The organism is Pseudomonas sp. S2_A10, assembly GCF_054668465.1.
On sequence record NZ_CP162773.1, the window covers coordinates 2,917,041 to 2,941,300 of the forward strand.

Annotated in this window: 24 protein-coding genes; 16 read left to right on the top strand and 8 right to left on the bottom strand. The window is 60.4% G+C overall.

The window, feature by feature from the left end:
- Both AB4N41_RS13095 and AB4N41_RS13100 read right to left on the bottom strand, forming a co-directional pair.
- Positions 1–525, bottom strand: a complete 525-nt coding sequence (locus AB4N41_RS13095; RefSeq protein ID WP_016771677.1) for a KdsC family phosphatase — start codon at positions 523–525, stop codon at positions 1–3.
- Positions 525–1,499: a KpsF/GutQ family sugar-phosphate isomerase gene (locus AB4N41_RS13100; RefSeq protein ID WP_252877454.1), complete on the bottom strand. Its 975-nt coding sequence runs from the start codon at positions 1,497–1,499 to the stop codon at positions 525–527. Before AB4N41_RS13100 ends, AB4N41_RS13095 begins: the two co-directional genes overlap by 1 nt.
- Before the next feature lie 272 nt (positions 1,500–1,771).
- On the opposite strand from AB4N41_RS13100, the gene AB4N41_RS13105 reads away from it, so the two are divergent.
- The 10 genes from AB4N41_RS13105 to hisC all read left to right on the top strand — a co-directional run bounded on the left by AB4N41_RS13105 (position 1,772) and on the right by hisC (position 9,739).
- The gene (locus AB4N41_RS13105) at positions 1,772–2,581 is read left to right on the top strand and encodes an ATP-binding cassette domain-containing protein (RefSeq protein ID WP_076565862.1); all 810 of its coding nucleotides are present in this window, start codon (positions 1,772–1,774) and stop codon (positions 2,579–2,581) included.
- On the top strand, positions 2,581–3,378 hold the full coding sequence (gene mlaE / locus AB4N41_RS13110) for a lipid asymmetry maintenance ABC transporter permease subunit MlaE (protein ID WP_016771674.1): 798 nt from the start codon (positions 2,581–2,583) through the stop codon (positions 3,376–3,378). The genes AB4N41_RS13105 and mlaE overlap by 1 nt, the downstream gene beginning before the upstream one ends.
- Positions 3,378–3,845 (top strand): outer membrane lipid asymmetry maintenance protein MlaD, encoded by a 468-nt coding sequence (gene mlaD / locus AB4N41_RS13115; RefSeq protein ID WP_016771673.1) that lies wholly within the window; start codon positions 3,378–3,380, stop codon positions 3,843–3,845. The genes mlaE and mlaD overlap by 1 nt, the downstream gene beginning before the upstream one ends.
- 11 nt (positions 3,846–3,856) lie before the next feature.
- Positions 3,857–4,510 (top strand): MlaC/ttg2D family ABC transporter substrate-binding protein, encoded by a 654-nt coding sequence (locus tag AB4N41_RS13120; protein WP_076565863.1) that lies wholly within the window; start codon positions 3,857–3,859, stop codon positions 4,508–4,510.
- Positions 4,507–4,812 (top strand): STAS domain-containing protein, encoded by a 306-nt coding sequence (locus AB4N41_RS13125; protein ID WP_056782947.1) that lies wholly within the window; start codon positions 4,507–4,509, stop codon positions 4,810–4,812. Before AB4N41_RS13120 ends, AB4N41_RS13125 begins: the two co-directional genes overlap by 4 nt.
- Positions 4,813–4,927: 115 nt before the next feature.
- Positions 4,928–5,167 carry a BolA family protein gene (locus AB4N41_RS13130; RefSeq protein ID WP_016771670.1) on the top strand — a complete coding sequence of 80 codons (240 nt, stop codon included), beginning with the start codon at positions 4,928–4,930 and terminating at the stop codon, positions 5,165–5,167.
- A gap of 22 nt (positions 5,168–5,189) precedes the next feature.
- On the top strand, positions 5,190–6,455 hold the full coding sequence (gene murA / locus AB4N41_RS13135; RefSeq protein WP_016771669.1) for a UDP-N-acetylglucosamine 1-carboxyvinyltransferase: 1,266 nt from the start codon (positions 5,190–5,192) through the stop codon (positions 6,453–6,455).
- 128 nt (positions 6,456–6,583) lie between these two features.
- Entirely contained in the window at positions 6,584–7,219 is a 636-nt protein-coding gene (gene hisG, locus AB4N41_RS13140; RefSeq protein WP_016771668.1) for an ATP phosphoribosyltransferase, read from the top strand.
- Positions 7,220–7,345: 126 nt separating this feature from the next.
- On the top strand, positions 7,346–8,683 hold the full coding sequence (gene hisD / locus AB4N41_RS13145) for a histidinol dehydrogenase (protein WP_041477986.1): 1,338 nt from the start codon (positions 7,346–7,348) through the stop codon (positions 8,681–8,683).
- A gap of 3 nt (positions 8,684–8,686) precedes the next feature.
- Positions 8,687–9,739, top strand: a complete 1,053-nt coding sequence (hisC, locus tag AB4N41_RS13150; protein ID WP_252877455.1) for a histidinol-phosphate transaminase — start codon at positions 8,687–8,689, stop codon at positions 9,737–9,739.
- 324 nt (positions 9,740–10,063) lie between these two features.
- Here the strand turns inward: hisC and AB4N41_RS13155 are convergent, their stop codons facing one another.
- The 3 genes from AB4N41_RS13155 to algW form a co-directional block, all read right to left on the bottom strand.
- Complete coding sequence (locus AB4N41_RS13155; protein ID WP_252877456.1) at positions 10,064–10,783, bottom strand: DUF4198 domain-containing protein; 720 nt, start codon at positions 10,781–10,783, stop codon at positions 10,064–10,066.
- Positions 10,784–10,795: 12 nt separating this feature from the next.
- Positions 10,796–12,901, bottom strand: a complete 2,106-nt coding sequence (locus tag AB4N41_RS13160) for a TonB-dependent siderophore receptor (protein WP_406228271.1) — start codon at positions 12,899–12,901, stop codon at positions 10,796–10,798.
- An 88-nt stretch (positions 12,902–12,989) separates the two neighbouring features.
- Positions 12,990–14,147, bottom strand: a complete 1,158-nt coding sequence (gene algW / locus AB4N41_RS13165; protein WP_016770590.1) for a Do family serine endopeptidase AlgW — start codon at positions 14,145–14,147, stop codon at positions 12,990–12,992.
- 104 nt (positions 14,148–14,251) lie between these two features.
- Here algW and AB4N41_RS13170 point away from each other — a divergent pair, with 104 nt between their 5' ends.
- The 3 genes from AB4N41_RS13170 (at position 14,252) to cysN (ending at position 18,085) form a co-directional block, all read left to right on the top strand.
- Entirely contained in the window at positions 14,252–15,010 is a 759-nt protein-coding gene (locus AB4N41_RS13170) for a Nif3-like dinuclear metal center hexameric protein (RefSeq protein ID WP_024011629.1), read from the top strand.
- A 249-nt stretch (positions 15,011–15,259) separates the two neighbouring features.
- Positions 15,260–16,177: a sulfate adenylyltransferase subunit CysD gene (cysD, locus tag AB4N41_RS13175; RefSeq protein WP_016771664.1), complete on the top strand. Its 918-nt coding sequence runs from the start codon at positions 15,260–15,262 to the stop codon at positions 16,175–16,177.
- Positions 16,178–16,186: 9 nt separating this feature from the next.
- A complete protein-coding gene (cysN, locus tag AB4N41_RS13180; protein ID WP_073473760.1) occupies positions 16,187–18,085 on the top strand; it encodes a sulfate adenylyltransferase subunit CysN in 1,899 nt (632 codons plus the stop codon).
- 296 nt (positions 18,086–18,381) lie between these two features.
- Here the strand turns inward: cysN and AB4N41_RS13185 are convergent, their stop codons facing one another.
- Genes AB4N41_RS13185 through AB4N41_RS13195 form a run of 3 tightly spaced genes read right to left on the bottom strand, consistent with a single transcriptional unit; the run spans position 18,382 to position 21,765 of the window.
- Positions 18,382–19,287 (bottom strand): acyltransferase, encoded by a 906-nt coding sequence (locus AB4N41_RS13185; RefSeq protein ID WP_252877458.1) that lies wholly within the window; start codon positions 19,285–19,287, stop codon positions 18,382–18,384.
- Positions 19,288–21,387, bottom strand: coding sequence for a phosphate acetyltransferase (gene pta, locus AB4N41_RS13190; RefSeq protein ID WP_024011632.1), 2,100 nt, complete (start codon positions 21,385–21,387; stop codon positions 19,288–19,290).
- A gap of 51 nt (positions 21,388–21,438) precedes the next feature.
- The gene (locus tag AB4N41_RS13195; protein ID WP_076565878.1) at positions 21,439–21,765 is read right to left on the bottom strand and encodes a DUF3565 domain-containing protein; all 327 of its coding nucleotides are present in this window, start codon (positions 21,763–21,765) and stop codon (positions 21,439–21,441) included.
- Here AB4N41_RS13195 and AB4N41_RS13200 point away from each other — a divergent pair.
- The 3 genes from AB4N41_RS13200 (at position 21,734) to AB4N41_RS13210 (ending at position 24,141) form a co-directional block, all read left to right on the top strand.
- On the top strand, positions 21,734–22,219 hold the full coding sequence (locus AB4N41_RS13200) for an FKBP-type peptidyl-prolyl cis-trans isomerase (protein WP_056782966.1): 486 nt from the start codon (positions 21,734–21,736) through the stop codon (positions 22,217–22,219). The genes AB4N41_RS13195 and AB4N41_RS13200 overlap by 32 nt on opposite strands.
- 123 nt (positions 22,220–22,342) lie before the next feature.
- Entirely contained in the window at positions 22,343–22,825 is a 483-nt protein-coding gene (locus tag AB4N41_RS13205; protein WP_150742794.1) for a glutathione peroxidase, read from the top strand.
- 212 nt (positions 22,826–23,037) lie between these two features.
- Positions 23,038–24,141: an NADH:flavin oxidoreductase gene (locus AB4N41_RS13210; RefSeq protein ID WP_252877459.1), complete on the top strand. Its 1,104-nt coding sequence runs from the start codon at positions 23,038–23,040 to the stop codon at positions 24,139–24,141.
- Positions 24,142–24,260: the final 119 nt, after the last annotated feature.

Consider the following 24,260-nt stretch of genomic DNA (forward strand, 5'->3'; position numbering starts at 1 on the left):
TCACAGGTACGCGGCGTTGGCCGCTTCGAGGCGGCCCTGGGCGCGCAGGATCAATTCGCAGAATTCGCGGGCGGCACCTTCGCCGCCACGGGCGCGGGTAACGCCGTGGGCGTGTTCGCGGACGAAATCGGCAGCGTTGGCCACCGCCATGCCCAGCCCTACACGGCGGATCACCGGCAAGTCTGGCAGATCGTCACCGAGATAGGCGACTTCTTCATAGCTTAGGCCCAGTTGCGCGAGCAGACCGTCGAGTACCACCAGTTTGTCCTCGCGCCCCTGAAACAGATGCGGGATGCCGAGGTTTTTCGCGCGGCGCTCGACCACCGGGGTCTTGCGACCACTGATGATCGCCGTCTGCACGCCGGCATTCATCAACATCTTGATGCCCTGGCCGTCGAGCGTGTTGAAGGTCTTGAACTCGCTGCCGTCTTCGAGGAAGTACAGGCGCCCGTCGGTGAGCACACCGTCGACGTCGAACACTGCCAGTTTGATCGCTTTGCCGCGTTGCAGCAGATCGTTGCTCATTACATGACTCCTGCGCGCAGCAGATCGGAGAGGTTGAAGGCGCCGATCGGGCGATCCTCCTCGTCGACGACTACCAGGGCGTTGATTCGATGGTCTTCCATGATTTTCAGGGCTTCGGCGGCGAGCATGTCGGGCCGGGCGGTCTTGCCGTGTGCAGTCATCACCTGGTCGATGGTGGCGCTGCGGATGTCGATGGCGCGATCCAGCGTGCGGCGCAAATCACCGTCGGTGAAGATCCCGGCGAGCTTGCCATCGGTCTCAATAATAGCGGTCATGCCCAGACCCTTGCGGGTCATTTCCATTAGCGCGTCCTTGAGCAGGGTACCGCGTTGTACCTGCGGCAGCTCCTGTCCTGCGTGCATGACGTTTTCGACTTTCAGCAGCAGGCGACGGCCAAGGGCACCGCCCGGATGCGAGAACGCGAAATCTTCAGCGGTGAAACCACGAGCTTCCAGCAGCGCCACGGCCAGGGCATCGCCCATGACCAGTGCGGCCGTGGTCGAAGAGGTCGGTGCCAGATTCAGCGGGCAGGCTTCGTGCTCGACATGCACATTGAGATTGACCTCGGCAGCCTTCGCCAATGACGACTGTGGATTGCCGGTGACGCTGATCAGCTGGATACCCAGGCGTTTGATCAATGGCAGCAGCGTTACGATTTCGTTGGTCGAGCCGGAGTTCGACAGGGCCAGAATCACATCGTCGCGGGTGATCATGCCCATGTCGCCGTGGCTGGCTTCGGCCGGATGCACAAAAAACGCCGGAGTGCCGGTGCTGGCCAGGGTGGCGGCGATCTTGTTGCCGATGTGCCCGGATTTGCCCATGCCGACTACGACCACACGGCCCTTGCTGGCCAGAATCATCTCGCAAGCGCGTACGAAATCGGCGTCGATATGGGCCATCAAGCCTTGGACGGCTTCCACTTCGAGGCGGATGGTGCGTTGTGCCGATTGAATCAGGTCGCAGGTTTTGCTCATGTCAGAATCGTATGGGCCGATGAAAAGGCGGCGATTATAGCGGGTATGTGGCAAAGCCTCACGCAAGTTCGACGTGCTTTGTCATTACTGGTTACCAAAACCCTCTGAAAGTCGCTCAGGCCCTCTTCAGTCGGCGATCTTGGCCGGGTTCTCGCTTGGGCGCTCAGCCTTTGCAGTGATATAGTTCGCCGCCAGTTCGGCCTGCCCGGGATGCAGGTGTTTCCGAGGAAAGTCTGGCATCCCAGTGAGAGGCTGCATCGCAAGGAGTTTAGATGAGTGCCGATAACGCCTACGCGGTCGAGCTGAAGGGAGTCTCCTTCAAGCGCGGTGCGCGGAGCATTTTCAATAACGTCGATATCCGCATTCCGCGCGGCAAGGTCACCGGCATCATGGGGCCTTCCGGCTGCGGCAAGACCACGCTGCTGCGCCTGATGGGCGCGCAGTTGCGGCCGTCCGGCGGCGAAGTCTGGGTCAACGGGCAGAACCTGCCGACGCTGTCGCGCAGTGATCTGTTCGATGCGCGCAAGCACATGGGCGTGCTGTTTCAGAGCGGTGCGCTGTTCACCGACCTCGATGTGTTCGAGAACGTGGCCTTTCCGCTGCGGGTGCACACGCAACTGCCGGAAGACATGATTCGCGACATCGTCCTGCTGAAATTGCAGGCCGTGGGGCTGCGTGGCGCCATCGAGCTGATGCCGGACGAACTGTCCGGCGGCATGAAGCGCCGCGTGGCGCTGGCCCGGGCGATTGCCCTCGATCCGCAGATTCTCATGTACGACGAGCCCTTCGTGGGCCAGGACCCGATCGCCATGGGCGTGCTGGTGCGCCTGATCCGCCTGCTCAACGATGCACTGGGAATCACCAGCATCGTCGTCTCGCACGACCTGGCGGAAACCGCGAGCATTGCCGACTACATCTATGTCGTGGGCGATGGTCAGGTGCTGGGGCAGGGCACGCCGGATGAGCTGATGAATTCGGATGATCCGCGTATCCGTCAGTTCATGACCGGTGATCCCGATGGCCCGGTGCCGTATCACTTTCCAGCGACGGATTACCGCGCAGATCTTCTGGGGAAGCGTTGATGCGCAGAATTTCATTGATGGAACGCGTGCGTCGGTTCGGCGAATCGGCGATCGACGCGGTCGCGGTGTTTGGTCGGGCGACCCTGTTCCTGTTTCACGCCCTGCTGGGCCGTGGCGGTATCAGCGGTGGTTTTGGCCTGTTGGTCAAGCAGCTGCATTCGGTCGGCGTCATGTCGCTGGTGATCATCGTGGTCTCCGGCATTTTCATCGGCATGGTCCTGGCGCTGCAGGGCTTCAGCATTCTTTCCAGCTATGGTTCAGAGCAGGCTGTAGGGCAGATGGTCGCCCTGACGCTGCTGCGTGAACTGGGGCCGGTGGTAACGGCGTTGCTGTTTGCCGGGCGGGCCGGTTCGGCGTTGACCGCCGAAATCGGCAACATGAAATCCACCGAGCAGCTGTCCAGCCTGGAAATGATCGGTGTCGATCCGCTCAAGTACATCATTGCCCCGCGCCTGTGGGCCGGCTTCATTTCCCTGCCGGTGCTGGCGATGATTTTCAGCGTCGTCGGCATCTGGGGCGGTTCGTGGGTGGCGGTCGACTGGCTGGGCGTCTACGAAGGCTCGTACTGGGCGAACATGCAGAACAGCGTGAACTTCACCAGTGATGTGCTAAATGGCGTGATCAAGAGTGTCGTTTTCGCCTTTGTCGTGACCTGGATCGCCGTATTCCAAGGCTATGACTGTGAACCCACTTCCGAGGGAATCAGTCGTGCCACCACCAAGACCGTGGTGTTTGCCTCGCTGGCAGTGCTCGGTCTGGACTTTATTCTGACCGCTTTGATGTTTGGAGATTTCTGATGCAAAACCGCACCCTGGAAATCGGTGTCGGCCTGTTCCTGCTGGCAGGGATCCTGGCTTTGCTGCTGCTCGCCTTGCGCGTCAGCGGCCTGTCTCCGACTTCGTCCACCGACACTTACAAGTTGTATGCGTATTTCGACAATATCGCCGGTCTGACGGTCAGAGCCAAAGTGACCATGGCCGGTGTGACCATCGGCAAGGTCACCGCAATCGATCTGGATCGCGACAGCTTCACCGGTCGGGTCACGCTGCAAGTGGATAAAAAGGTCGACAACCTGCCGGTCGATTCGACTGCATCTATCCTCACCGCGGGTCTGCTGGGCGAGAAATACATCGGTATCAGCGTCGGCGGTGAAGACACCCAGTTGAAAGACGGTGGAACCATCCACGACACGCAGTCGTCACTGGTACTGGAAGACCTGATCGGTAAATTCCTGCTCAATACCGTTAGCAAAGACGCCAAATGAGGAGCTTTTGAATGATCTCTATCTTGCGACGTGGCCTGTTGGTGTTGCTCGCGGCCCTGCCGTTGATGGCTAACGCTGCACCGGGGCAATCGGCTCATGACCTGATTCAGGACACCACGAACCGGATGCTTGCCGACTTGCAGGCAAACAAAGAGAAGTACAAGCAGGATCCGCAGGATTTTTATGCGGCGCTCAACAGCATTGTGGGGCCGGTGGTGGATGCCGAGGGCATCTCCAAAAGCATCATGACCGTGAAGTATTCGCGCAAGGCCACGCCTGAGCAGATGCAGCGCTTTCAGGAAAACTTCAAGCGCGGTCTGTTCCAGTTCTATGGCAACGCTCTGCTGGAATACAACAACCAGGGCATCACGGTTGACCCGGCCAAAGACGAATCGGGCGACCGCACCAGCGTCAACATGACCGTCAAGGGCAGCAATGGCGCGATCTATCCGGTGCAGTACACGCTTGAGAAGATCAGCGGCGAGTGGAAACTGCGCAACGTGATCATCAACGGCATCAACATCGGCAAGCTGTTCCGTGACCAGTTCGCCGACGCCATGCAACGCAATGGCAACGATCTGGACAAGACCATCGATGGCTGGGCCGGTGAAGTGGCCAAGGCCAAGCAGGAAACCGACAAAGCCGCCGCGAAGCCAGCGCAATGAGTGAGGCGGCAGTTCGTATGAGTGATGTCGACGAGCTGGTGCTCAGCGGCGTGCTGGATTACCGCACCGGGCCTGAGCTGCGCAAGGAAGGGCAGGCGCTGATCAAGTCGAGCAAGGCGTCCGCGCTGGTCATCGATTGTTCGGCGGTGCAGAAGTCCAGCAGCGTCGGCCTGTCGTTGCTGCTGTGCTTCATGCGCGATGCCCAGGCGGCCGGCAAGGCCGTCAGCATCCGTGCGATGCCTGAAGACATGCGCGAAATCGCTCAGGTCAGTGAACTGACCGAGCTGTTGGCGCAACCCTGAACCATCATCTATAAAGAAGCCCCCCGTCAGAGTCCTGCGTTGCGGGGTTCGCAGGCGCGGGGCTTTTTTGTATGATGTCCGACCCGTGCGCACAGGGCGCCGATTGAGGTTGAGCATGCAGGCCGTAGAAGTGAAGAGCTTCCTTGAAGGAAAGCTGCCAGGAACGCTGGTAGAAGTTGAGGGCGAAGGCTGCAACTTCCAGCTGAACGTGATTAGCGATGAACTGGCGGCGTTGAGCCCGGTGAAGCGTCAGCAGCAGGTCTATGCCCATTTGAACCCATGGATCACCGATGGCAGCATCCATGCGGTCACTATGAAATTTTTCAGCCGCGCGGCCTGGGCCGAGCGCACCTGAGCCCTAGGGCGTCGAGATACTAATGGATAAATTGATTATTACCGGTGGCGCTCGTCTTGATGGCGAGATCCGCATTTCCGGCGCGAAGAACTCCGCCCTGCCGATTCTGGCCGCGACCTTGCTGTGCGATGGCCCGGTCACCGTTGGCAACCTGCCGCACCTGCACGACATCACCACCATGATCGAGCTGTTCGGGCGCATGGGCATTGAGCCGGTAATCGACGAGAAGCTCAGCGTCGAAATCGACCCGCGCACCATCAAGACCCTGATCGCGCCGTACGAACTGGTGAAAACCATGCGTGCGTCGATCCTTGTGCTCGGCCCGATGGTCGCGCGTTTCGGTGAAGCCGAAGTCGCACTGCCTGGCGGTTGCGCCATCGGTTCGCGTCCGGTCGACCTGCACATCCGCGGTCTGGAAGCCATGGGCGCGGTCATCGACGTCGAAGGCGGCTACATCAAGGCCAAGGCACCTGAAGGTGGTTTGCGCGGCGCGCACTTCTTCTTCGACACCGTCAGCGTGACCGGTACCGAGAACATCATGATGGCCGCTGCACTGGCCAAAGGCCGCAGCGTGTTGCAGAACGCCGCGCGCGAGCCTGAAGTAGTCGACTTGGCGAACTTCCTCAATGCCATGGGCGCCAAGGTTTCCGGCGCTGGCACCGACACCATCACAATTGATGGCGTCGAGCGTCTGGGTTCGGCTTTCTACAAAGTCATGCCTGACCGTATCGAAACCGGCACCTATCTGGTCGCTGCTGCCGTGACCGGTGGCCGCGTCAAGGTCAAGGACACCGATCCGACCATTCTCGAAGCGGTGCTGGAAAAGCTGCGTGAAGCCGGTGCGGAAATCACCTGCGGTGAAGACTGGATCGAGCTGAACATGCACGGCAAACGCCCGAAGGCGGTCAACGTGCGCACCGCGCCGTACCCGGCGTTCCCGACCGACATGCAGGCCCAGTTCATCTCGCTCAACGCCATTGCCGAAGGTACTGGTGCGGTGATCGAGACAATCTTCGAAAACCGTTTCATGCACGTGTACGAGCTGCACCGCATGGGCGCGCATATCCAGGTTGAAGGCAACACTGCCATCGTCACCGGTATCGAGAAGCTCAAGGGCGCGCCAGTCATGGCCACCGACCTGCGCGCATCGGCCAGTCTGGTGATCTCGGCGCTGGTTGCCGAAGGCGACACGCTGATCGACCGCATCTACCACATAGACCGTGGTTACGAGTGCATCGAAGAAAAACTGCAAATGCTGGGTGCCAAGATCCGTCGCGTTCCGGGCTGATCGCCGCATCGGGACACAGGGACGTGTCCACTGAATTCGTTTCGAGTCGAGGGTGTACGCACCCTCGATGTGTGTCCGGCGCCGATTGCGACCGGGCATGAGTACCTTGATAAGGACTGACGTTTCCCATGTTGACCATCGCACTGTCCAAGGGCCGCATCCTTGACGACACTCTGCCGCTTCTCGCTGAAGCGGGCATCGTGCCGACCGAGAATCCGGACAAGAGCCGCAAGCTGATCATTCCCACGACCCAGGACGACGTGCGTCTGCTGATCGTGCGTGCCACCGACGTGCCGACCTATGTCGAGCATGGCGCGGCCGACCTCGGCGTCGCCGGTAAGGACGTGCTGATGGAATACAGCGGCCAGGGCCTCTACGAGCCGCTGGACCTGCAGATCGCCCAGTGCAAGTTGATGACCGCCGGCAAGATCGGCGCGGCCGAGCCCAAGGGCCGTCTGCGCGTGGCGACCAAGTTCGTCAACGTTGCCAAGCGTTATTACGCCGAGCAGGGCCGTCAGGTCGACATCATCAAGCTGTACGGCTCGATGGAACTGGCGCCGCTGATCGGGCTGGCCGACAAGATCATCGACGTGGTCGACACCGGTAACACCCTGCGCGCCAACGGCCTGGAGCCACAGGAACTGATCGCCACGATCAGCTCGCGTCTGGTGGTCAACAAGGCTTCAATGAAAATGCAGCACGCCCGAATCCAGGCGTTGATCGACACCCTGCGCAACGCAGTGGAATCGCGACACCGCGGCTGATCTACCAGCGCGGCCCGAGGCCGCGCCGTCTATCCGCCTCATAGCCAGAATTCTCAGGTGCCCAAGCGGATCGAATGCTAGTTTCGGGCGCCTGAGTTTTTTGCCAATTCCTATGAGGCTCTCGCTATGACCGCACCGACTGCAATTCGCCGACTCAACGCTGCTGACCCGGATTTCGCGCATCATCTGGATCATCTGCTGAGCTGGGAAAGTGTGTCTGATGACTCGGTCAATCAGCGCGTGCTGGACATCATCAAGGCTGTGCGCGAGCGCGGTGACGCGGCGCTGGTCGAGTTCACCCAGAAGTTCGACGGTCTTGAAGTCGCCTCGATGGCCGACCTGATCCTGCCGCGCGAGCGTCTCGAACTGGCCCTGACCCGCATCACTGTGCCGCAACGCGAGGCCTTGGAAAAAGCCGCCGCCCGGGTGCGCAGCTATCACGAAAAACAGAAGCAGGATTCCTGGAGCTACACCGAGGCTGACGGCACGGTGCTCGGCCAGAAAGTCACGCCACTGGATCGCGCAGGCCTTTACGTGCCGGGCGGCAAGGCCTCGTATCCGTCGTCGGTATTGATGAACGCGATTCCGGCCAAGGTCGCCGGCGTGACCGAAGTGGTCATGGTCGTGCCGACCCCGCGCGGTGAAATCAACGAGCTGGTGCTGGCCGCTGCCTGCATCGCCGGTGTCGACCGCGTGTTCACCATCGGCGGCGCGCAAGCAGTTGCCGCACTGGCGTACGGCACCGAAAGCGTGCCGCGTGTCGACAAGGTTGTCGGCCCGGGCAATATCTATGTCGCCACCGCCAAGCGCCATGTGTTCGGTCAGGTCGGCATCGACATGATTGCCGGCCCTTCGGAAATTCTTGTAGTGTGCGACGGCCAGACCGATCCGGACTGGATCGCCATGGACCTTTTCTCCCAGGCCGAGCACGACGAAGACGCGCAAGCGATTCTGGTCAGCCCCGATGCCGAGTTCCTCGACAAGGTAGCCGCGAGCATCGACAAACTGCTGCCGACCATGGACCGCGCGACCATCATCGAAACTTCGATCAATGGCCGTGGTGCGCTGATCCAGGTCACTGACATGGCCCAGGCCATCGAAGTCGCCAATCGTATCGCCCCGGAACACCTGGAGTTGTCGGTCGCCGATCCACAAGCCTGGTTGCCGCAGATTCGTCACGCCGGTGCGATCTTCATGGGCCGCCACACTTCCGAAGCGTTGGGCGATTACTGCGCCGGTCCGAACCACGTGTTGCCGACTTCCGGCACCGCGCGGTTCTCCTCGCCGCTTGGCGTCTACGACTTCCAGAAGCGCTCGTCGATCATCTTCTGCTCCGAGGCCGGCGCTTCCGAACTGGGCAAAACTGCATCGGTACTGGCCCGTGGTGAATCGCTGAGCGCCCACGCGCGCAGCGCCGAATACCGCATCAAAGACCAAGACTTTCTGAAAGGGCAGGGGAACTGAGCGATGAGTAAATTCTGGAGCCCGTTCGTCAAGGATCTGGTGCCCTACGTGCCGGGCGAACAGCCGAAGCTGACCAAACTGGTCAAGCTCAATACCAACGAAAATCCGTATGGCCCGTCGCCAAAAGCGCTGGCGGCGATGCAAGCCGAACTCAACGACAACTTGCGCCTGTATCCGGACCCGAACAGTGATCTGCTGAAAAACGCCGTGGCCGAATATTACGGCGTGCAAACCAGTCAGGTGTTCCTTGGCAACGGTTCGGACGAAGTGCTCGCGCACATCTTCCACGGTCTGCTGCAACACGATCAGCCGCTGCTGTTCCCGGACATCAGCTACAGCTTCTATCCGGTCTACTGCGGTCTGTACGGCATTGAATTCGATGCGGTGCCACTGGATGCGCAATTCCAGATCAACCCGGCCGACTACGCCAAACCGAATGGCGGGATCATTTTCCCCAACCCGAACGCCCCGACCGGCTGCCTGCTGGCGCTGGACGCCGTCGAGCAAATCCTCAAGGCCAGTCCAGATTCGGTTGTAGTCGTGGATGAGGCGTACATCGACTTCGGTGGCGAGACGGCGATCAGTCTGGTGGACCGCTATCCGAACCTGCTGGTGACGCAGACGCTGTCCAAGTCACGCTCGCTGGCCGGCCTGCGTGTCGGTCTGGCGGTAGGGCACCCGGATCTGATCGAGGCGTTGGAGCGGATCAAGAACAGCTTCAACTCCTATCCACTGGATCGTCTGGCGATTGTCGGCGCGGCGGCGGCTTTCGAAGATCGCGAGTATTTCGACAAGACCTGTCGTCAGGTGATCGAGAGCCGCGAATGGGTGGTGGCGCAGTTGCAGGCTAAAGGCTTTGAAGTGCTGCCGTCGGCGGCCAACTTCATCTTCGCTCGCCACCCGCAGCATGATGCGGCGGGCATGGCGGCCAAGCTGCGCGAGCAGGGCGTGATCGTGCGGCACTTCAAGCAGGAACGGATTGCGCAGTTCTTGCGGATATCGGTGGGTACGCCGGAGCAGAATCAGGCGTTGATCGACGGCCTTGGCGACCTCTAAAAGCAAAAGCCCCTCACCCTAGCCCTCTCCCAGAGGGGAGAGGGGACTGAATGGGGAATATTGCAGAGGTTCACCGACTTGAACGATTTGTATTGAATCCATAATCAACTCGGTCTTTCAGGTCGATGTATCCCGCAAGACAACTCGGTCGGCCCCCTCTCCCAGAGGGAGAGGGGGCTGAATGGGAATATTGCAGAGGTTCACCGACTTGAACGATTTGTATTGAATCCATAATCAACTCGGTCTTTCAGGTCGATGTATCCCGCAAGACAACTCGGTCGGCTCCCTCTCCCGCCGGGAGAGGGCTGGGGTGAGGGTGTGCTTTTATTCGTGATGCGGCTCGCCAACGAATGTCAGCGAACTGAACAACCCACGACTGTCCACATCCACACTGTCCTTCACCGGCACTTCAACCTGCGCCGCAATCACATTCAACCCTTCATTACGCACCAGCACCTGCGCACGCCCATCCTTGTCGGTCTCGGTGCTCAGGGTGTTGGGCGCGCTGCGATAGTCGCCAATCAACTTCACCCCTGCCGCCGGTTTGCCATCGAGCAGCACCCGCACCGGTAACGATTTGCCCGGCCCGACCGTCAGTGGATCGACCTCCGGCAGGATCAGCAGTTTGATCTGGTCCAGTTTCGGCAACCTCGCCCCCGGCTGATAGATCGCCAGGCTGTACTTGAAGGTCTGCGTGGCCTCGGTGGCGCCGGGCACTTTGCTGCGTCCTTCGTTGATCCACTTCTTGTCCGCCGTCTGCGACCACATGCCATTGTTCAGCGCCACGGCCATCAGCGCCGGCGGCTTCAATGGTTTCAAACGGGCATGATCGGCCAGGCGCTCGACGCTGACCGGGATCATTTTGCCGCTTGCGTCATAAGCCCAGGCACCGCTGACTTTTTGTGCCTTGAAGGCGTTGTCTTCGGCGCCGTGACCGTAGACCACCTCGATGTTGCCGCGTCGTTCCTCTGTCCACAGGCCGTGGGCCGACACTTGGCCGGTGAATAGCGCAGCGATGAGCAGAAGGGATTTGCCGTAGTGCATGGTGACGTCCTTTTACAGGTTGAGTGTCAGGCTTACGGTGAAATTGCGCGGCTCGCCGGGGTTGACCCAGTAGTTGCTGTAGGAGCGCTCGTAGTATTTCTCGTCGAAGATGTTGTTCAGGTTCAGGCCGACCGTGACGTTGTCGCTGGCCTTGTAATGTGCGAGCAAGTCGACGGTCTGGTAGGCCGGCAATTCGAAGTCGCTGCCGGATTCGCCCGAGCGATCGCCGACGTAGGTGAACGCTGCGCCGACGTCTGAACCGCGCAGACGGCCATCCTGAAATTCATAGACGCCCAGCAGACTGCCGCTGCGTTTGGCCACGCCGAGGATGCGGCTGCCGGTGGGAATGGTCGCGTCGCCCTTGGTCACCTCGGCGTCGATGTAGGCGAAGGCGCCGATGACCCGTATCGCGTCGGTCACCTGGCCGCTCACTTGCCAATCGAAACCCTGACTGCGCGCCTTGCCCATGGCGCGGCTGGTGTCGGTGCCCGGATCGAGGGCGAGGACGTTTTCCTTGTCGATGTGGAAGAAGGCGAGGGTGCTGCTCACGCGCTCATCGAAGAGTTCGTTCTTGATCCCCACTTCGTAACCGACACCTTCTTCCGGATCGAAGGATTTGCCGGAAGCATCCAGGTCGTTGTTCGGTTTGAACGAGGTCGAGGCGTTGGCGAACAGGCCGGTGTTCGGCGTGAGCTGATAGAGCAGGCCGGCGCGTTGAGTCAGCGCGTCGTGGCGTTGCTGACTTTTGGCGTTGCGGCTGTGATCGTCGATGCGCTGATCGAAGTGCTCGAAGCGCGCGCCGACCATGCCGCGCAGCTTGTCGGTGAAGATGATCTGGTCCTGCAGATTCAGCGCATGACTTTCGACGTGTTCGAAGAAGTCGGTGCCCGAGCGTGCGCCGTTGGGTTTCGGCTGGCCGTAGACCGGCTTATAGATGTCGATGGCGTAGGGGCCGCCAGCAATGGTGGTGACGCGTTCGTCCTTGCGGTAATTCTCGTACTCGGTGCCGATCAGCAATTCATGCTGCCACGGCCCGAGGTCGAACAGACCGCGCAGTTCCAGTTGGGTGATGCTGTCGTGCCAACTCGTGTCGCGTTCGCGCAAGCGGCGGTTGACCGTATGGCCGTCGGCGTTCAGCGCGCGTTGTTCCGTGGCGTCGCCCCAGAGCTTGCCTTCCTTGTAGTGGCTGGCCAGACGCAGTTTCCAGCTGTCGTTCAGATGGTGTTCAAGAGTGGCCTGGAGCAGGTTGTTATGGTTGTCGATGTTGCCGTCGTTGGGCTCGCCCAAGAACGTCGAGCGCGATACGCCGCTCCATTTGTTGTTCGGCGCCACAACGCCACGATCGAACGTCGAGTTGTGACGGACGATTTCGCTCTCCACCAGCAGCGATGTGTCCGGGCTCAACTGCCAACTGATCGAGGGCGCAACGAAGACCCGCTGGCTGTCGACGTGATCGCGAAAGCTGTTGTTGTCTTCTACGGCGAGGTTGATGCGCGAGAGCAAATCGCCCTGATCATCGAGGGGCGTGTTGACGTCCAGCGCGGTGCGGTAGCGGTCCCAACTGCCGGCGCTGGTTTGCACAGTGGTGAACGCTTCGGGCTGCGGTTTCTTGGTGACGATGTTCACCGTACCGCCGGGATCGCCCCGGCCGTACAGGCTGGCGGCCGGGCCTTTGAGCACTTCGATGCGCTCGATATTGGCCGCATCCGGCGTGCTCGGGTAACCGCGATTGGCGCTGAAACCGTCCTTGTAGAACTCGGACGTGGTGAAGCCGCGCACGCTGTATTCGTACAGGGTCAGGCCGCCGAAGTTGTTCTGCTTCGATACGCCGCCAGCAAAATCCAGCGCGCGTTCGACGCTGCTGCTGCCCAGATCCGAGAGCACACTGGCCGGGACCACGCTGATGGCTTGCGGGATATCGCGAATCGCCGTGTCGGTTTTGGTCGCACTGGCGGAGCGAGTCGCGCGATAACCGCTGACCGGGCCGGTGGGTGTTTCGTAGTCGGAGGTGACGCTGATGGCTTCCAGCTCAACGGGCTGCGGCTCATCGGCGAGGGCGGGATCGCAGAGCAAACCCAGAGTCAGGCCCAACAGTGAGGCCTTTTTGCGAGACGACATGTTATGTTGTTCCAATTGCGAGAATTGAAACAATATAACATGCCCGTTGAGAATGTCTGTTATTCGCGCCGTTGGCGCGAAAACATTTTTACTCTTCTTTTTCTTTCACCGGTGCCGGTGGTGGACGCAGGCCGATTTCAGCGGTCAGCTTCAGCTCCTTGCCGTTACGCATCACTTGAATCGTCACCTTGTCGGTCGGTTTGATCCGCGCCACCTGGTTCATCGAGCGGCGACCATCGCCGGCCGGCTCGCCATCGATGCTCAGAATCACATCGCCCAGTTGCAGGCCGGCTTTCTGCGCCGGGCCGTCACGGAAGATTCCGGCGACGACAATCCCCGGACGCCCGGACAGGCCAAACGACTCCGCCAGCTCCTGAGTCAGCGGTTGTACTTCGATGCCCAGCCAGCCACGAATCACTTGGCCGTGCTCGATGATCGACTTCATCACTTCCATCGCCAGTTTCACCGGGATGGCGAAACCGATGCCTTGCGAGCCGCCGGATTTGGAAAAGATCGCCGTGTTGATACCGGTGAGGTTGCCGTTGGCATCGACCAGCGCACCGCCGGAGTTGCCCGGGTTGATCGCCGCATCGGTCTGGATGAAGTCTTCGTAGTTATTCAGCCCCAGCTGATTGCGGCCGGTGGCGCTGATGATGCCCATGGTCACGGTCTGACCGACGCCGAACGGGTTGCCGATAGCCAGCGCGACGTCACCGATGCGAATGCTGTCGGAGCGGCCGACGGTGATTGCCGGGAGGTTTTTCAGGTCGATCTTCAGGACAGCCAGGTCAGTCTCAGGATCGCTGCCAATCACCCGTGCGAGTGTTTCGCGACCGTCCTTCAATGCCACGACAATCTGGTCGGCGCCGCTGGTGACGTGGTTGTTGGTGAGGATGTAGCCTTCCGGGCTCATGATTACCCCGGAACCGAGGCTCGATTCCATGCGCTTCTGTTTCGGCGAATTGTCACCGAAGAAGCGGCGGAACTGCGGATCCTCGAACAAGGGATGCGCCGGTTTGTTGATGACCTTGGTGGTGTACAGGTTGACCACCGACGGCGCGGCGATGCCCACCGCATCCGCATAGGACACCGGCCCCTGTTGCACGATCGTGGTCTGTGGCGCCTGTTGCAGATTGACGTCGAGGCTCGGCAGCCCGACCCACTCGGGGTAACGCTGAATAATCAACAGAGCGATAAGCACACCGGCCAACAGCGGCCAGCCAAAAAAACGCAGCGCCTTGAGCATTAAGCACGTTCCTGGAAAGGTTGCAGGCGAGGTCAGACCGCCCATAATGTCGCGCATTATACGAGGCCGCGCGCGCCTCTGAACGGGATATTTAGGAGTCTTTCATGGCCGTTGCCCTCAGCACCCTCGTCGAAGAAGCCGACCGTTACCTGGGCAGTGCGAAAATTGCCGATTATTGCCCCAACGGATTACAGGTCGAAGGCCGCCCGCAAGTGATGCGCATCGTCAGTGGCGTCACCGCCAGCCAGGCGTTGCTCGATGCCGCCGTCGAGGCCGAGGCCGACCTGATCCTGGTCCACCACGGGTATTTCTGGAAAGGCGAAAACCCCTGCGTCACGGGTATGAAACAGCGCCGCTTGAAAACCCTGCTCAAGCACGACATCAGTCTGCTCGCCTATCACCTGCCGCTGGATCTGCACCCGGACGTCGGCAACAACGTGCAACTGGCGCGTCAGCTCGACATCACTGTCGAAGGGCCGCTCGACCCGAGCAATCCGAAAGTCGTCGGGCTGGTCGGTTCGCTGAATGAGCCAATGACTGCGCGGGATTTCGCGCGCAAGGTGCAGGAAGTCATGGGCCGCGAGCCGCTGCTGATCGAAGGCAGCGGCATGATCCGCCGCGTCGGCTGGTGCACCGGCGGTGGCCAGGGTTATATCGATCAGGGCGTGGCGGCGGGGGTCGATCTGTTCATCAGTGGCGAGGCCTCCGAGCAGACTTTCCACAGTGCGCGGGAAAACGACATCAGCTTCATCGCCGCCGGCCATCACGCCACCGAACGCTATGGCGTGCAGGCGCTGGGCGAGTATCTGGCGAAGCGCTTTGCCCTTGAGCACATATTCATCGATTGCCCCAACCCGATCTGAACTCACCGCAAACCCCTGTGGGAGCGAGCCTGCTCGCGAAGGCGTCAGACCTTCAATACAAAGGTGCCTGACACTCCGCCTTCGCGAGCAGGCTCGCTCCCACGTTCGGCCCTGACGGCCGAACTGGTGGGCATATTCATATACCCTTTCGATCTAGTTGGCGTCCTGATTAGAAGAGGTCGCTGTGCTAGGATTCCTCGCTCGAACACGGCCCGCTGGCCGTTCATAAGAAAGCTTTCGTGAGTAGCCATGGTCGACAAACTGACGCATCTGAAACAGCTGGAGGCGGAAAGCATCCACATCATCCGCGAGGTGGCCGCCGAGTTCGATAACCCGGTGATGCTGTACTCCATCGGTAAAGACTCCGCCGTGATGCTGCACCTGGCACGCAAGGCGTTCTTCCCGGGCAAACTGCCGTTTCCGGTGATGCACGTCGACACCCGCTGGAAATTCCAGGAAATGTACAAGTTCCGCGACAAGATGGTCGAAGACTTGGGCCTGGACCTGATTACCCACATCAACCCCGATGGCGTAGCGCAGAACATCAACCCGTTCACCCACGGCAGCGCCAAGCACACCGACATCATGAAAACCGAAGGCCTGAAACAGGCACTCGACAAGCATGGTTTCGACGCAGCGTTCGGCGGCGCCCGTCGCGATGAAGAGAAATCCCGCGCCAAAGAGCGCGTGTACTCGTTCCGTGACAGCAAGCACCGCTGGGACCCGAAAAACCAGCGTCCGGAGCTGTGGAACGTCTACAACGGCAAGGTCAACAAGGGCGAATCCATTCGTGTGTTCCCGTTGTCGAACTGGACCGAGCTGGACATCTGGCAGTACATCTATCTCGAAGGCATTCCGATTGTGCCCCTGTACTTCGCCGCCGAACGCGAAGTGATCGAGAAGAACGGCACGCTGATCATGATCGACGACGAGCGCATCCTCGAGCACCTGTCCGATGAAGACAAAGCGCGCATCGTGAAAAAGAAAGTGCGGTTCCGCACCCTTGGCTGCTACCCGTTGACGGGCGCGGTGGAGTCCGAGGCCGAAAGCCTTACGGACATCATTCAGGAAATGCTCCTGACGCGAACTTCCGAGCGCCAGGGCCGGGTCATCGACCACGATGGCGCAGGCTCGATGGAAGACAAAAAACGTCAAGGCTATTTCTAAGGGGCTGTCATGTCGCATGTTTCTGATTTGATCAGCGAGGACATCCTCGCCTACCTGGGCCAGCACGAACGTAAAGAGCTGCTGCGCTTTTTGACCTGCGGTAACGTCGATGACGGCAAGAGCACCCTGATCGGGCGCCTGCTGCACGACTCGAAGATGATCTACGAAGATCACCTCGAAGCGATCACCCGCGATTCGAAGAAAGTCGGCACCACCGGTGACGACATCGACCTGGCATTGCTGGTCGACGGTCTGCAGGCCGAGCGTGAGCAGGGCATCACCATTGATGTCGCTTACCGCTATTTCTCCACCGCCAAGCGCAAATTCATCATTGCCGACACCCCCGGCCATGAGCAGTACACCCGCAACATGGCCACCGGTGCGTCCACCTGTGACCTGGCGATCATTCTGGTCGACGCCCGTTACGGCGTGCAGACCCAGACCCGTCGCCACAGCTTCATCGCTTCGTTGCTGGGCATCAAACACATCGTCGTTGCCATCAACAAGATGGACTTGAAGGACTTCGACGAAGGCGTGTTCGAGTCGATCAAGGCCGACTACCTGAAGTTCGCCGAAGGCTTGAAGATGAAGCCGACCAGCATGCACTTCGTGCCGATGTCTGCCCTTAAAGGCGACAACGTGGTGAACAAGTCCGAGCGCTCGCCGTGGTACACCGGCCAGTCGCTGATGGAAATTCTCGAGACAGTGGAAGTGGCGGGCGATCGCAACTTCACCGATCTGCGTTTCCCGGTGCAGTACGTCAACCGTCCGAACCTGAATTTCCGTGGTTTCGCCGGCACCCTGGCCAGCGGCATCGTGCACAAGGGCGACGAAGTCGTGGTGCTGCCGTCAGGCAAGAGCAGCCGGGTGAAATCCATCGTCACCTTCGAAGGTGAACTGGAGCACGCAGGTCCAGGTCAGGCGGTAACCCTGACCATGGAAGACGAAATCGATATCTCCCGTGGCGACCTGTTGGTGCATGCCGACAACGTGCCGCCGGTCACCGACAGCTTCGAAGCGATGCTGGTGTGGATGGCTGAAGAGCCGATGCTGCCGGGCAAGAAATACGACATCAAACGCGCCACCAGTTACGTGCCGGGCTCCATCGCCAGCATCGTCAACAAGGTCGACGTGAACACATTGGAAGAAGGCCCGGCGAGCGCGTTGCAGCTCAACGAAATCGGCAAGGTGAAGATCGCGCTCGACGCGCCGATCGCCCTCGACGGTTACGAAAGCAACCGCACTACCGGCGCGTTCATCGTCATCGATCGCCTGACCAACGGCACCGTTGGCGCCGGCATGATCGTCGCTCAGCCAGTGGCCCATGGCACCGCCACCCACCACGGCAAACTGGCCCACGTGGCGACAGAAGAACGTGCCCAGCGCTTCGGCCAGCAACCGGCCACCGTGCTGTTCAGCGGCCTGTCCGGCGCGGGTAAAAGCACCCTGGCGTATGCGGTCGAGCGCAAGCTGTTCGACATGGGCCGTGCGGTGTTTGTACTCGATGGCCAGAACCTGCGTCACGATCTGAACAAGGGTCTGCCGCAGGATCGCGCCGGGCGTACCGAGAACTGGCGTCGTGCCGCGCACGTGGCGCGTCAGTTCAACGAAGCGGGGCTGCTGACCCTGGCCGCGTTCGTCGCGCCAAGTGCCGAAGGTCGCGAGCAGGCCAAGGAACTGATCGGCAAGGATCGCTTGCTGACGGTCTACGTGCAGGCCTCGCCGACCGTGTGCGCCGAGCGTGATCCGCAAGGGCTGTACGCTGCTGGCGGCGACAATATCCCGGGCGAATCCTTCCCGTACGACGTGCCGCTCAATGCCGATTTGGTGATCGACACGCAGTCCCTGAGTCTGGAAGAAAGCGTCAAGCAAGTGCTGGAGCTGTTGCGGCAGCGTGGCGCGATTTAAGCATTGAAGCAGCGACAAGCTACTAGCTGCAAGCGGCAAGAAAAAGCCCGCCGGTGAGTGATCATCGGCGGGCTTTTTAGTGTTGGGTGATCGTTCCCACGCTCCGCGTGGGAATGCCTCATTGGACGCTCCGCGTCCGCTTCGGCAGGGACGCGGAGCGTCCCGGGCTGCATTCCCACGCGGAGCGTGGGAACGATCAACTGTGGGAGCGAGCCTGCTCGCGAAAGCTTTATCTCATTCAACATCTTTGTATGCTGATCCACCGCTTTCGCGAGCAGGCTCGCTCCCACAGGGGGTTATTGGTGACGTGGATATTCGCGGTGCATCTGCTCCAGCAACGCATCCTTGTCCAGCCACAGCTGATTGATCCAGCCCTGAAACTGCAATCGATACTCGCCGTCCTGGTCGTAGTTCTTGCCGATGAAGGCCGACGGGATTTTGATTTCTTCAAAATGCACCACCACATCGCGCACATTGCCGCAGAGCAAATCCCAGAACCCTGGACGCCCCGCTGGATAATGAATCGTCACGTTGACGATCGACTCCAGCTGTTCGCCCATCGCATCCAGCACAAAGGCGATCCCGCCGGCCTTGGGCTTGAGCAGGTATTTGAACGGTGACTGCTGCTGCGCATGCTTGCCTTCGGTGAAGCGTGTGCCTTCGACGAAGTTGAAAATCCCCACCGGGTTATGGCGGAATTTCGCGCAGGTCTTGCGCGTGGTTTCCAGGTCCTTACCTTTCTTTTCCGGGTGTTTTTCCAGATACGCCTTGGAGTAGCGCTTCATGAACGGAAAGCCCAGCGCCCACCAGGCCAGGCCAATCACCGGCACCCAGATCAGCTCCTGCTTGAGGAAAAACTTCAGCGGCTGAATCTTGCGGTTGAGCACGTATTGCAGCACCAGAATATCCACCCAGCTCTGGTGGTTGCTGGTGATCAGGTACGAGTGCTGATAGTCGAGACCTTGCAGGCCGCTGACGTGCCAGCGGGTGCGCCGAACCAGATTCATCCAGCCCTTGTTATTGCTGATCCACGCTTCGTGAGTGTGGCTCATCAGCCAACCGGCAATGCGCTGGGTAAAGGCAAACGACAGGGCCTTGACCAGCGCCACGCAGAACAGAAACGAGCACAGCAGAATCGTGTTGAGCGCCAACAGCAGCGAGGCGATCACGCCGCGCACGGGTGCGGGTAGAAAATCCAGCATTTATACATCCATAGGTCGGTTGGCGGCTTGAATCGCGGTGAGCGCGATGGTGTAGACGATGTCATCGACTTGCGCGCCGCGCGGCAGGTCGTTCACCGGTTTGCGCAGGCCTTGCAGCATCGGCCCGAGGCTGACGCAATCGGCGCTGCGCTGCACGGCTTTGTGCGTAGTGTTGCCGGTGTTCAGATCGGGGAACACAAACACCGTGGCGCGCCCGGCGACCTGACTGTTCGGCGCCAGTTGCCGCGCGACGTCGGCGTTGGCGGCGGCGTCGTATTGCAACGGGCCGTCGATCAGCAGCGAATTCTGTTGCTCATGAGCCAGCAGAGTCGCCTCGCGGACTTTCTCGACTTCTTCACCGCGAGCCGATTCGCCGCTGGAATAGCTGATCATCGCCACCCGTGGAGTGATACCGAATGCGGCCGCCGAGTCAGCGCTTTGCAGGGCGATCTCGGCCAGTTCCGCGGCGCTCGGGTGTGGATTCATCACGCAGTCGCCGTAGACCAGCACTTCTTCGGGGAACAGCATGAAGAATACCGACGACACCAGCGTGCAGCCCGGTGCGGTCTTGATCAGTTGCAGGGCGGGGCGGATGGTGTTGGCGGTGGTGTTGATCACACCCGAAACCAGGCCGTCGACCTCATCCAGCGCAAGCATCATGGTGCCGATCACCACGGTGTCTTCCAGTTGTTGCTCGGCCATCGGTGCGTTGAGGCTTTTGCTCTTGCGCAGAGCGACCATCGGCTCGACGTAACGCTCGCGGATGTGGTCCGGGTCAAGGATTTCCAGACCCGGCGGCAGCACGATACCTTGCGCGCGGGCGACCGCTTCGACGTCTTCGGGTTTGGCCAATAGCACGCAGCGGGCGATCCCGCGTTCCTGACAGATTGCCGCCGCTTGCACGGTGAACGGCTCGCTGCCTTCGGGCAAGACGATGCGCTTGTTCGCCGCTTGCGCGCGCTGGATCAATTGATAGCGGAACACTGCCGGCGACAGGCGCATCTCCCGAGGCGTACCGCAGCGCTGATGCAGCCAGTTGGCGTCGAGGTGGCTGGCGACGAAATCGGTGATGATCTCCGCGCGCTCGCGGTCATCGATCGGGATTTCCTTGTTCAGGCCATTGAGCAGATTGGCGGTGTCGTAGGAGCCGGTGCTCACCGACAACACCGGCAGACCGGCCTGCAACGCGCCCCGGCACAGATCCATGATGCGCGGGTCGGGCAGGGTGTCGCTGGTCAGCAGCAGGCCGGCCAGCGGCACGCCGTTGATCGCTGCGAGGCTGACGGCGAGGATGATGTCGTCGCGATCGCCCGGCGTCACCACCAGCACGCCGGGCTTGAGCAGCTCGACGGTGTTGCGCATGGTTCGTGCGCAAATGATGATTTTGCTCATGCGCCGGGTTTCGTAGTCGCCCGCGTTGAGCACTTGCGCGCCCATCAGGTCGGCGACGTCGCGGGTGCGTGGCGCATTGAGTTCCGGCTGAAACGGGATGCAGCCGAGCAAGCGGAAATCACCGCTGCGCAGCAACGGCGAATGCTCCTTCAGACGCGTGGCGAAGGCGTCCATGCTCTCGTCGGTCTTGACCTTGTTGAGGATCACGCCGAGGACTTTCGGATCTTTCGGGCCACCGAACAATTGAGCCTGAAGCTCGACACGGCCAGAAAGCTCGGCGAGCACTTCGTTTTCCGGCGCCGAGACCAGAATCACCTCGGCATCCAGACTCTTGGCCAGGTGCAGATTGACCCGCGCGGCGTAACTGGCGCTGCGGGTCGGCACCATGCCTTCGACCACCAGCACGTCTTTGCCGACCGCCGCTTGCTGATACAGGGCGATGATTTCTTCGAGCAGTTCGTCGAGCTGACCGTCGCCGAGCATGCGTTCAACGTGCGCCAGGCCTAACGGCTGCGGCGGTTTCAGACCGTGGGTGCGCGCCACCAGTTCGGTGGATCGCTCAGGGCCGGTGTCGCCGGGGTGCGGCTGGGCGATCGGTTTGAAGAAGCCGACTTTGAGCCCGGCGCGTTCAAGCGTGCGCACCAGCCCGAGGCTGATGGAGGTCAGACCCACGCCAAAATCGGTGGGGGCGATAAAAAAAGTTTGCATGGGAATTCTCTATGCAAGGGTGTCAGCCTATGTCTGGCCGACTACCGAAATTCAGTCGCCAAGGTTAGCGCTAACCGAGCCTTGTGCACACCAACCGCAGGCAAAGGGTTGACCTGTTTTTTCAATACGTTGCGCCGGATCCAGGACCCAGGCGCGGGTTTGCCACGGCGGCTGGTGGCGCAGGTGCTGGGTGTGGCCACAGGAAAGCTCGACCACCCAATGGCCTTCTTCGTCCTGATGGAAGCCGGTGATGGTCGAAACCCGTTTGTCCGGGTTGTGGTCGCTTTCACGCGATTGCTTCGCTAAACTTGGCCTTTCTATATTCTTATGCAAAAGGTCTCGCCCCATGCTGATCGCCGCCAATAAGGCTGTCTCCATCGACTATACCCTGACCAACGACGCTGGTGAGGTCATCGACAGCTCCGCCGGCGGCGCTCCGCTGGTTTACCTGCAAGGTGCAGGCAACATCATCCCGGGCCTGGAAAAAGCCCTGGAAGGCAAAGCTGTCGGCGACGAGCTGGAAGTGGCCGTTGAGCCGGAAGATGCTTACGGCGAATACGCCGCCGAGCTGGTCAGCACCCTGAGCCGCAGCATGTTCGAAGGCGTTGACGAGCTGGAAGTCGGCATGCAGTTCCACGCTTCGGCGCCGGACGGCCAGATGCAGATCGTCACCATTCGTGACCTGGACGGCGACGACGTCACCGTTGATGGCAACCACCCTCTGGCCGGTCAGCGCCTGAACTTCAAGGTGAAGATCGTTGATATCCGTGACGCCAGCCAGGAAGAAATCGCTCATGGTCACGTCCATGGCGAAGGTGGCCATCACCACTGATTTTCTGCGCTAAGCTTCGAGTACTGGAGAGGCGCCTGTGGGCGCCTTTTTAGTCCGCGGCTGTCCTTGGTGGCCTCGCCAAGTGGCTGTTTCGAGTAGAACACGAGAATCCTGGAGTTCGGCATGAGTGCTTTTCACGACCTTAAGTTGACCGGCCTGGATGGTCAGGAGCTACCGCTGGCGCCGTTCAAGGGCCAAGTCGTGCTGGTGGTCAACGTGGCCTCCAAATGCGGCTTGACCCCCCAGTACGCGGCACTGGAAAACCTCTACCAGCAATACAAGGCCAAAGGCTTCACTGTGCTGGGCCTGCCGTGCAACCAGTTTGCCGGTCAAGAGCCAGGCTCGGAAAAGGAAATCCAGGAATTCTGCAGCCTCAACTATGGCGTGACGTTCCCGTTGGCGAGCAAACTCGAAGTCAACGGCCACGAACGGCATCAGTTGTATCGCCTGCTGGCGGGCGAGGGCGCCGAGTTTCCCGGCGACATCACCTGGAATTTCGAGAAGTTTCTGCTCGGCAAGGACGGCCGGGTGCTGGCGCGGTTCTCGCCGCGCACGGCGCCGGATGATCCGACGATCGTGCATGCGATTGAAAAAGCGCTGGGCTGAAAAGCAGCATCAAAAGATCGCAGCCTTCGGCAGCTCCTACAGGGAGAACACCAATCTCGTGTAGGAGCTGCCGAAGGCTGCGATCTTTTGCTTTTCAATCTTTTGATCCTTAATCACCAAAATCAATAATGCTGTTCAGAGCTCTCGACTCTCAATATTATCGGCGTCATATCGATTCATGCCTGTCGCCAATGTTTTCGTGGAGCCTCTCGATGCCCGTTAAAGCCCTGTTCAAACCGTTCCATCTCGGTGCCCTCGAACTGCCGACCCGCGTCGTCATGGCGCCAATGACCCGCTCGTTCTCCCCGGGCGGCGTGCCGAATTCCAAAGTCATCGAGTACTACCGTCGTCGTGCGGCCGCTGGGGTTGGCTTGATCATCACCGAAGGCACCACGGTCGGCCACATCGCGTCCAATGGCTATCCAAACGTGCCGCAGTTTTTCGGTGACGCGCCGCTGGCCGGCTGGAAAAAAGTTGTCGACGCCGTGCACGCCGAGGGCGGCAAGATCGTCCCGCAACTGTGGCATGTCGGCAGCGTACGCCGCCTCGGCACCGAGCCGGACGCCAGCGTGCCGGGCTACGGTCCGTCGGAAAAACTCAAGGACGGTCAGGTCGTGGTTCACGGCATGACCAAGCAGGACATCCAGGACGTGATCGCTGCGTTTGCCCAGGCTGCCAAAGATGCGCAAAGCATCGGCATGGACGGTGTGGAAATCCATGGCGCTCACGGTTATCTGATCGACCAGTTCTTCTGGGAAGGCAGCAATCAGCGCAGCGATGAATACGGTGGCAGCCTGGCCAACCGTTCGCGTTTTGCCATCGAATTGATTCAAGCAGTACGCGCGGCTGTCGGTGAGGGTTTCCCGATCATCTTCCGCTTCTCGCAATGGAAGCAGCAGGATTACACCGCGCGTCTGGTACAAACTCCCGAAGCGCTGGGCGAGTTTCTCAAGCCGCTGTCTGACGCTGGCGTGGACATTTTCCACTGCTCGACCCGACGCTTCTGGGAGCCGGAGTTCGACGGCTCGGATCTGAACCTCGCTGGCTGGACCCGCAAGCTGACCGGCAAACCGACCATCACCGTGGGCAGCGTCGGCCTGGACGGCGAGTTCCTGCAGTTCATGGTCAACACCGACAAGGTCGCGCAACCGGCCAGCCTGGAAAATCTGCTGGAGCGTCTGAACAAAGAAGAGTTCGACCTGGTAGCAGTGGGCCGCGCGCTGCTGGTCGATCCGGACTGGGCGCAGAAAGTCCGTGAAGGACGTGAGCAGGATATTCTGCCGTTCAGTCGTGAGGCGTTGATGACCCTGGTTTAAGCAGCGCCAGTTCGACCTTTTCGCGAGCAGGCTCGCTCCCACCCTCTACTGCATTTCATATGAAGGAATGCGGTGCCCATGTGGGAGCGAGCCTGCTCGCGAACGCTGTTTCTATGTCG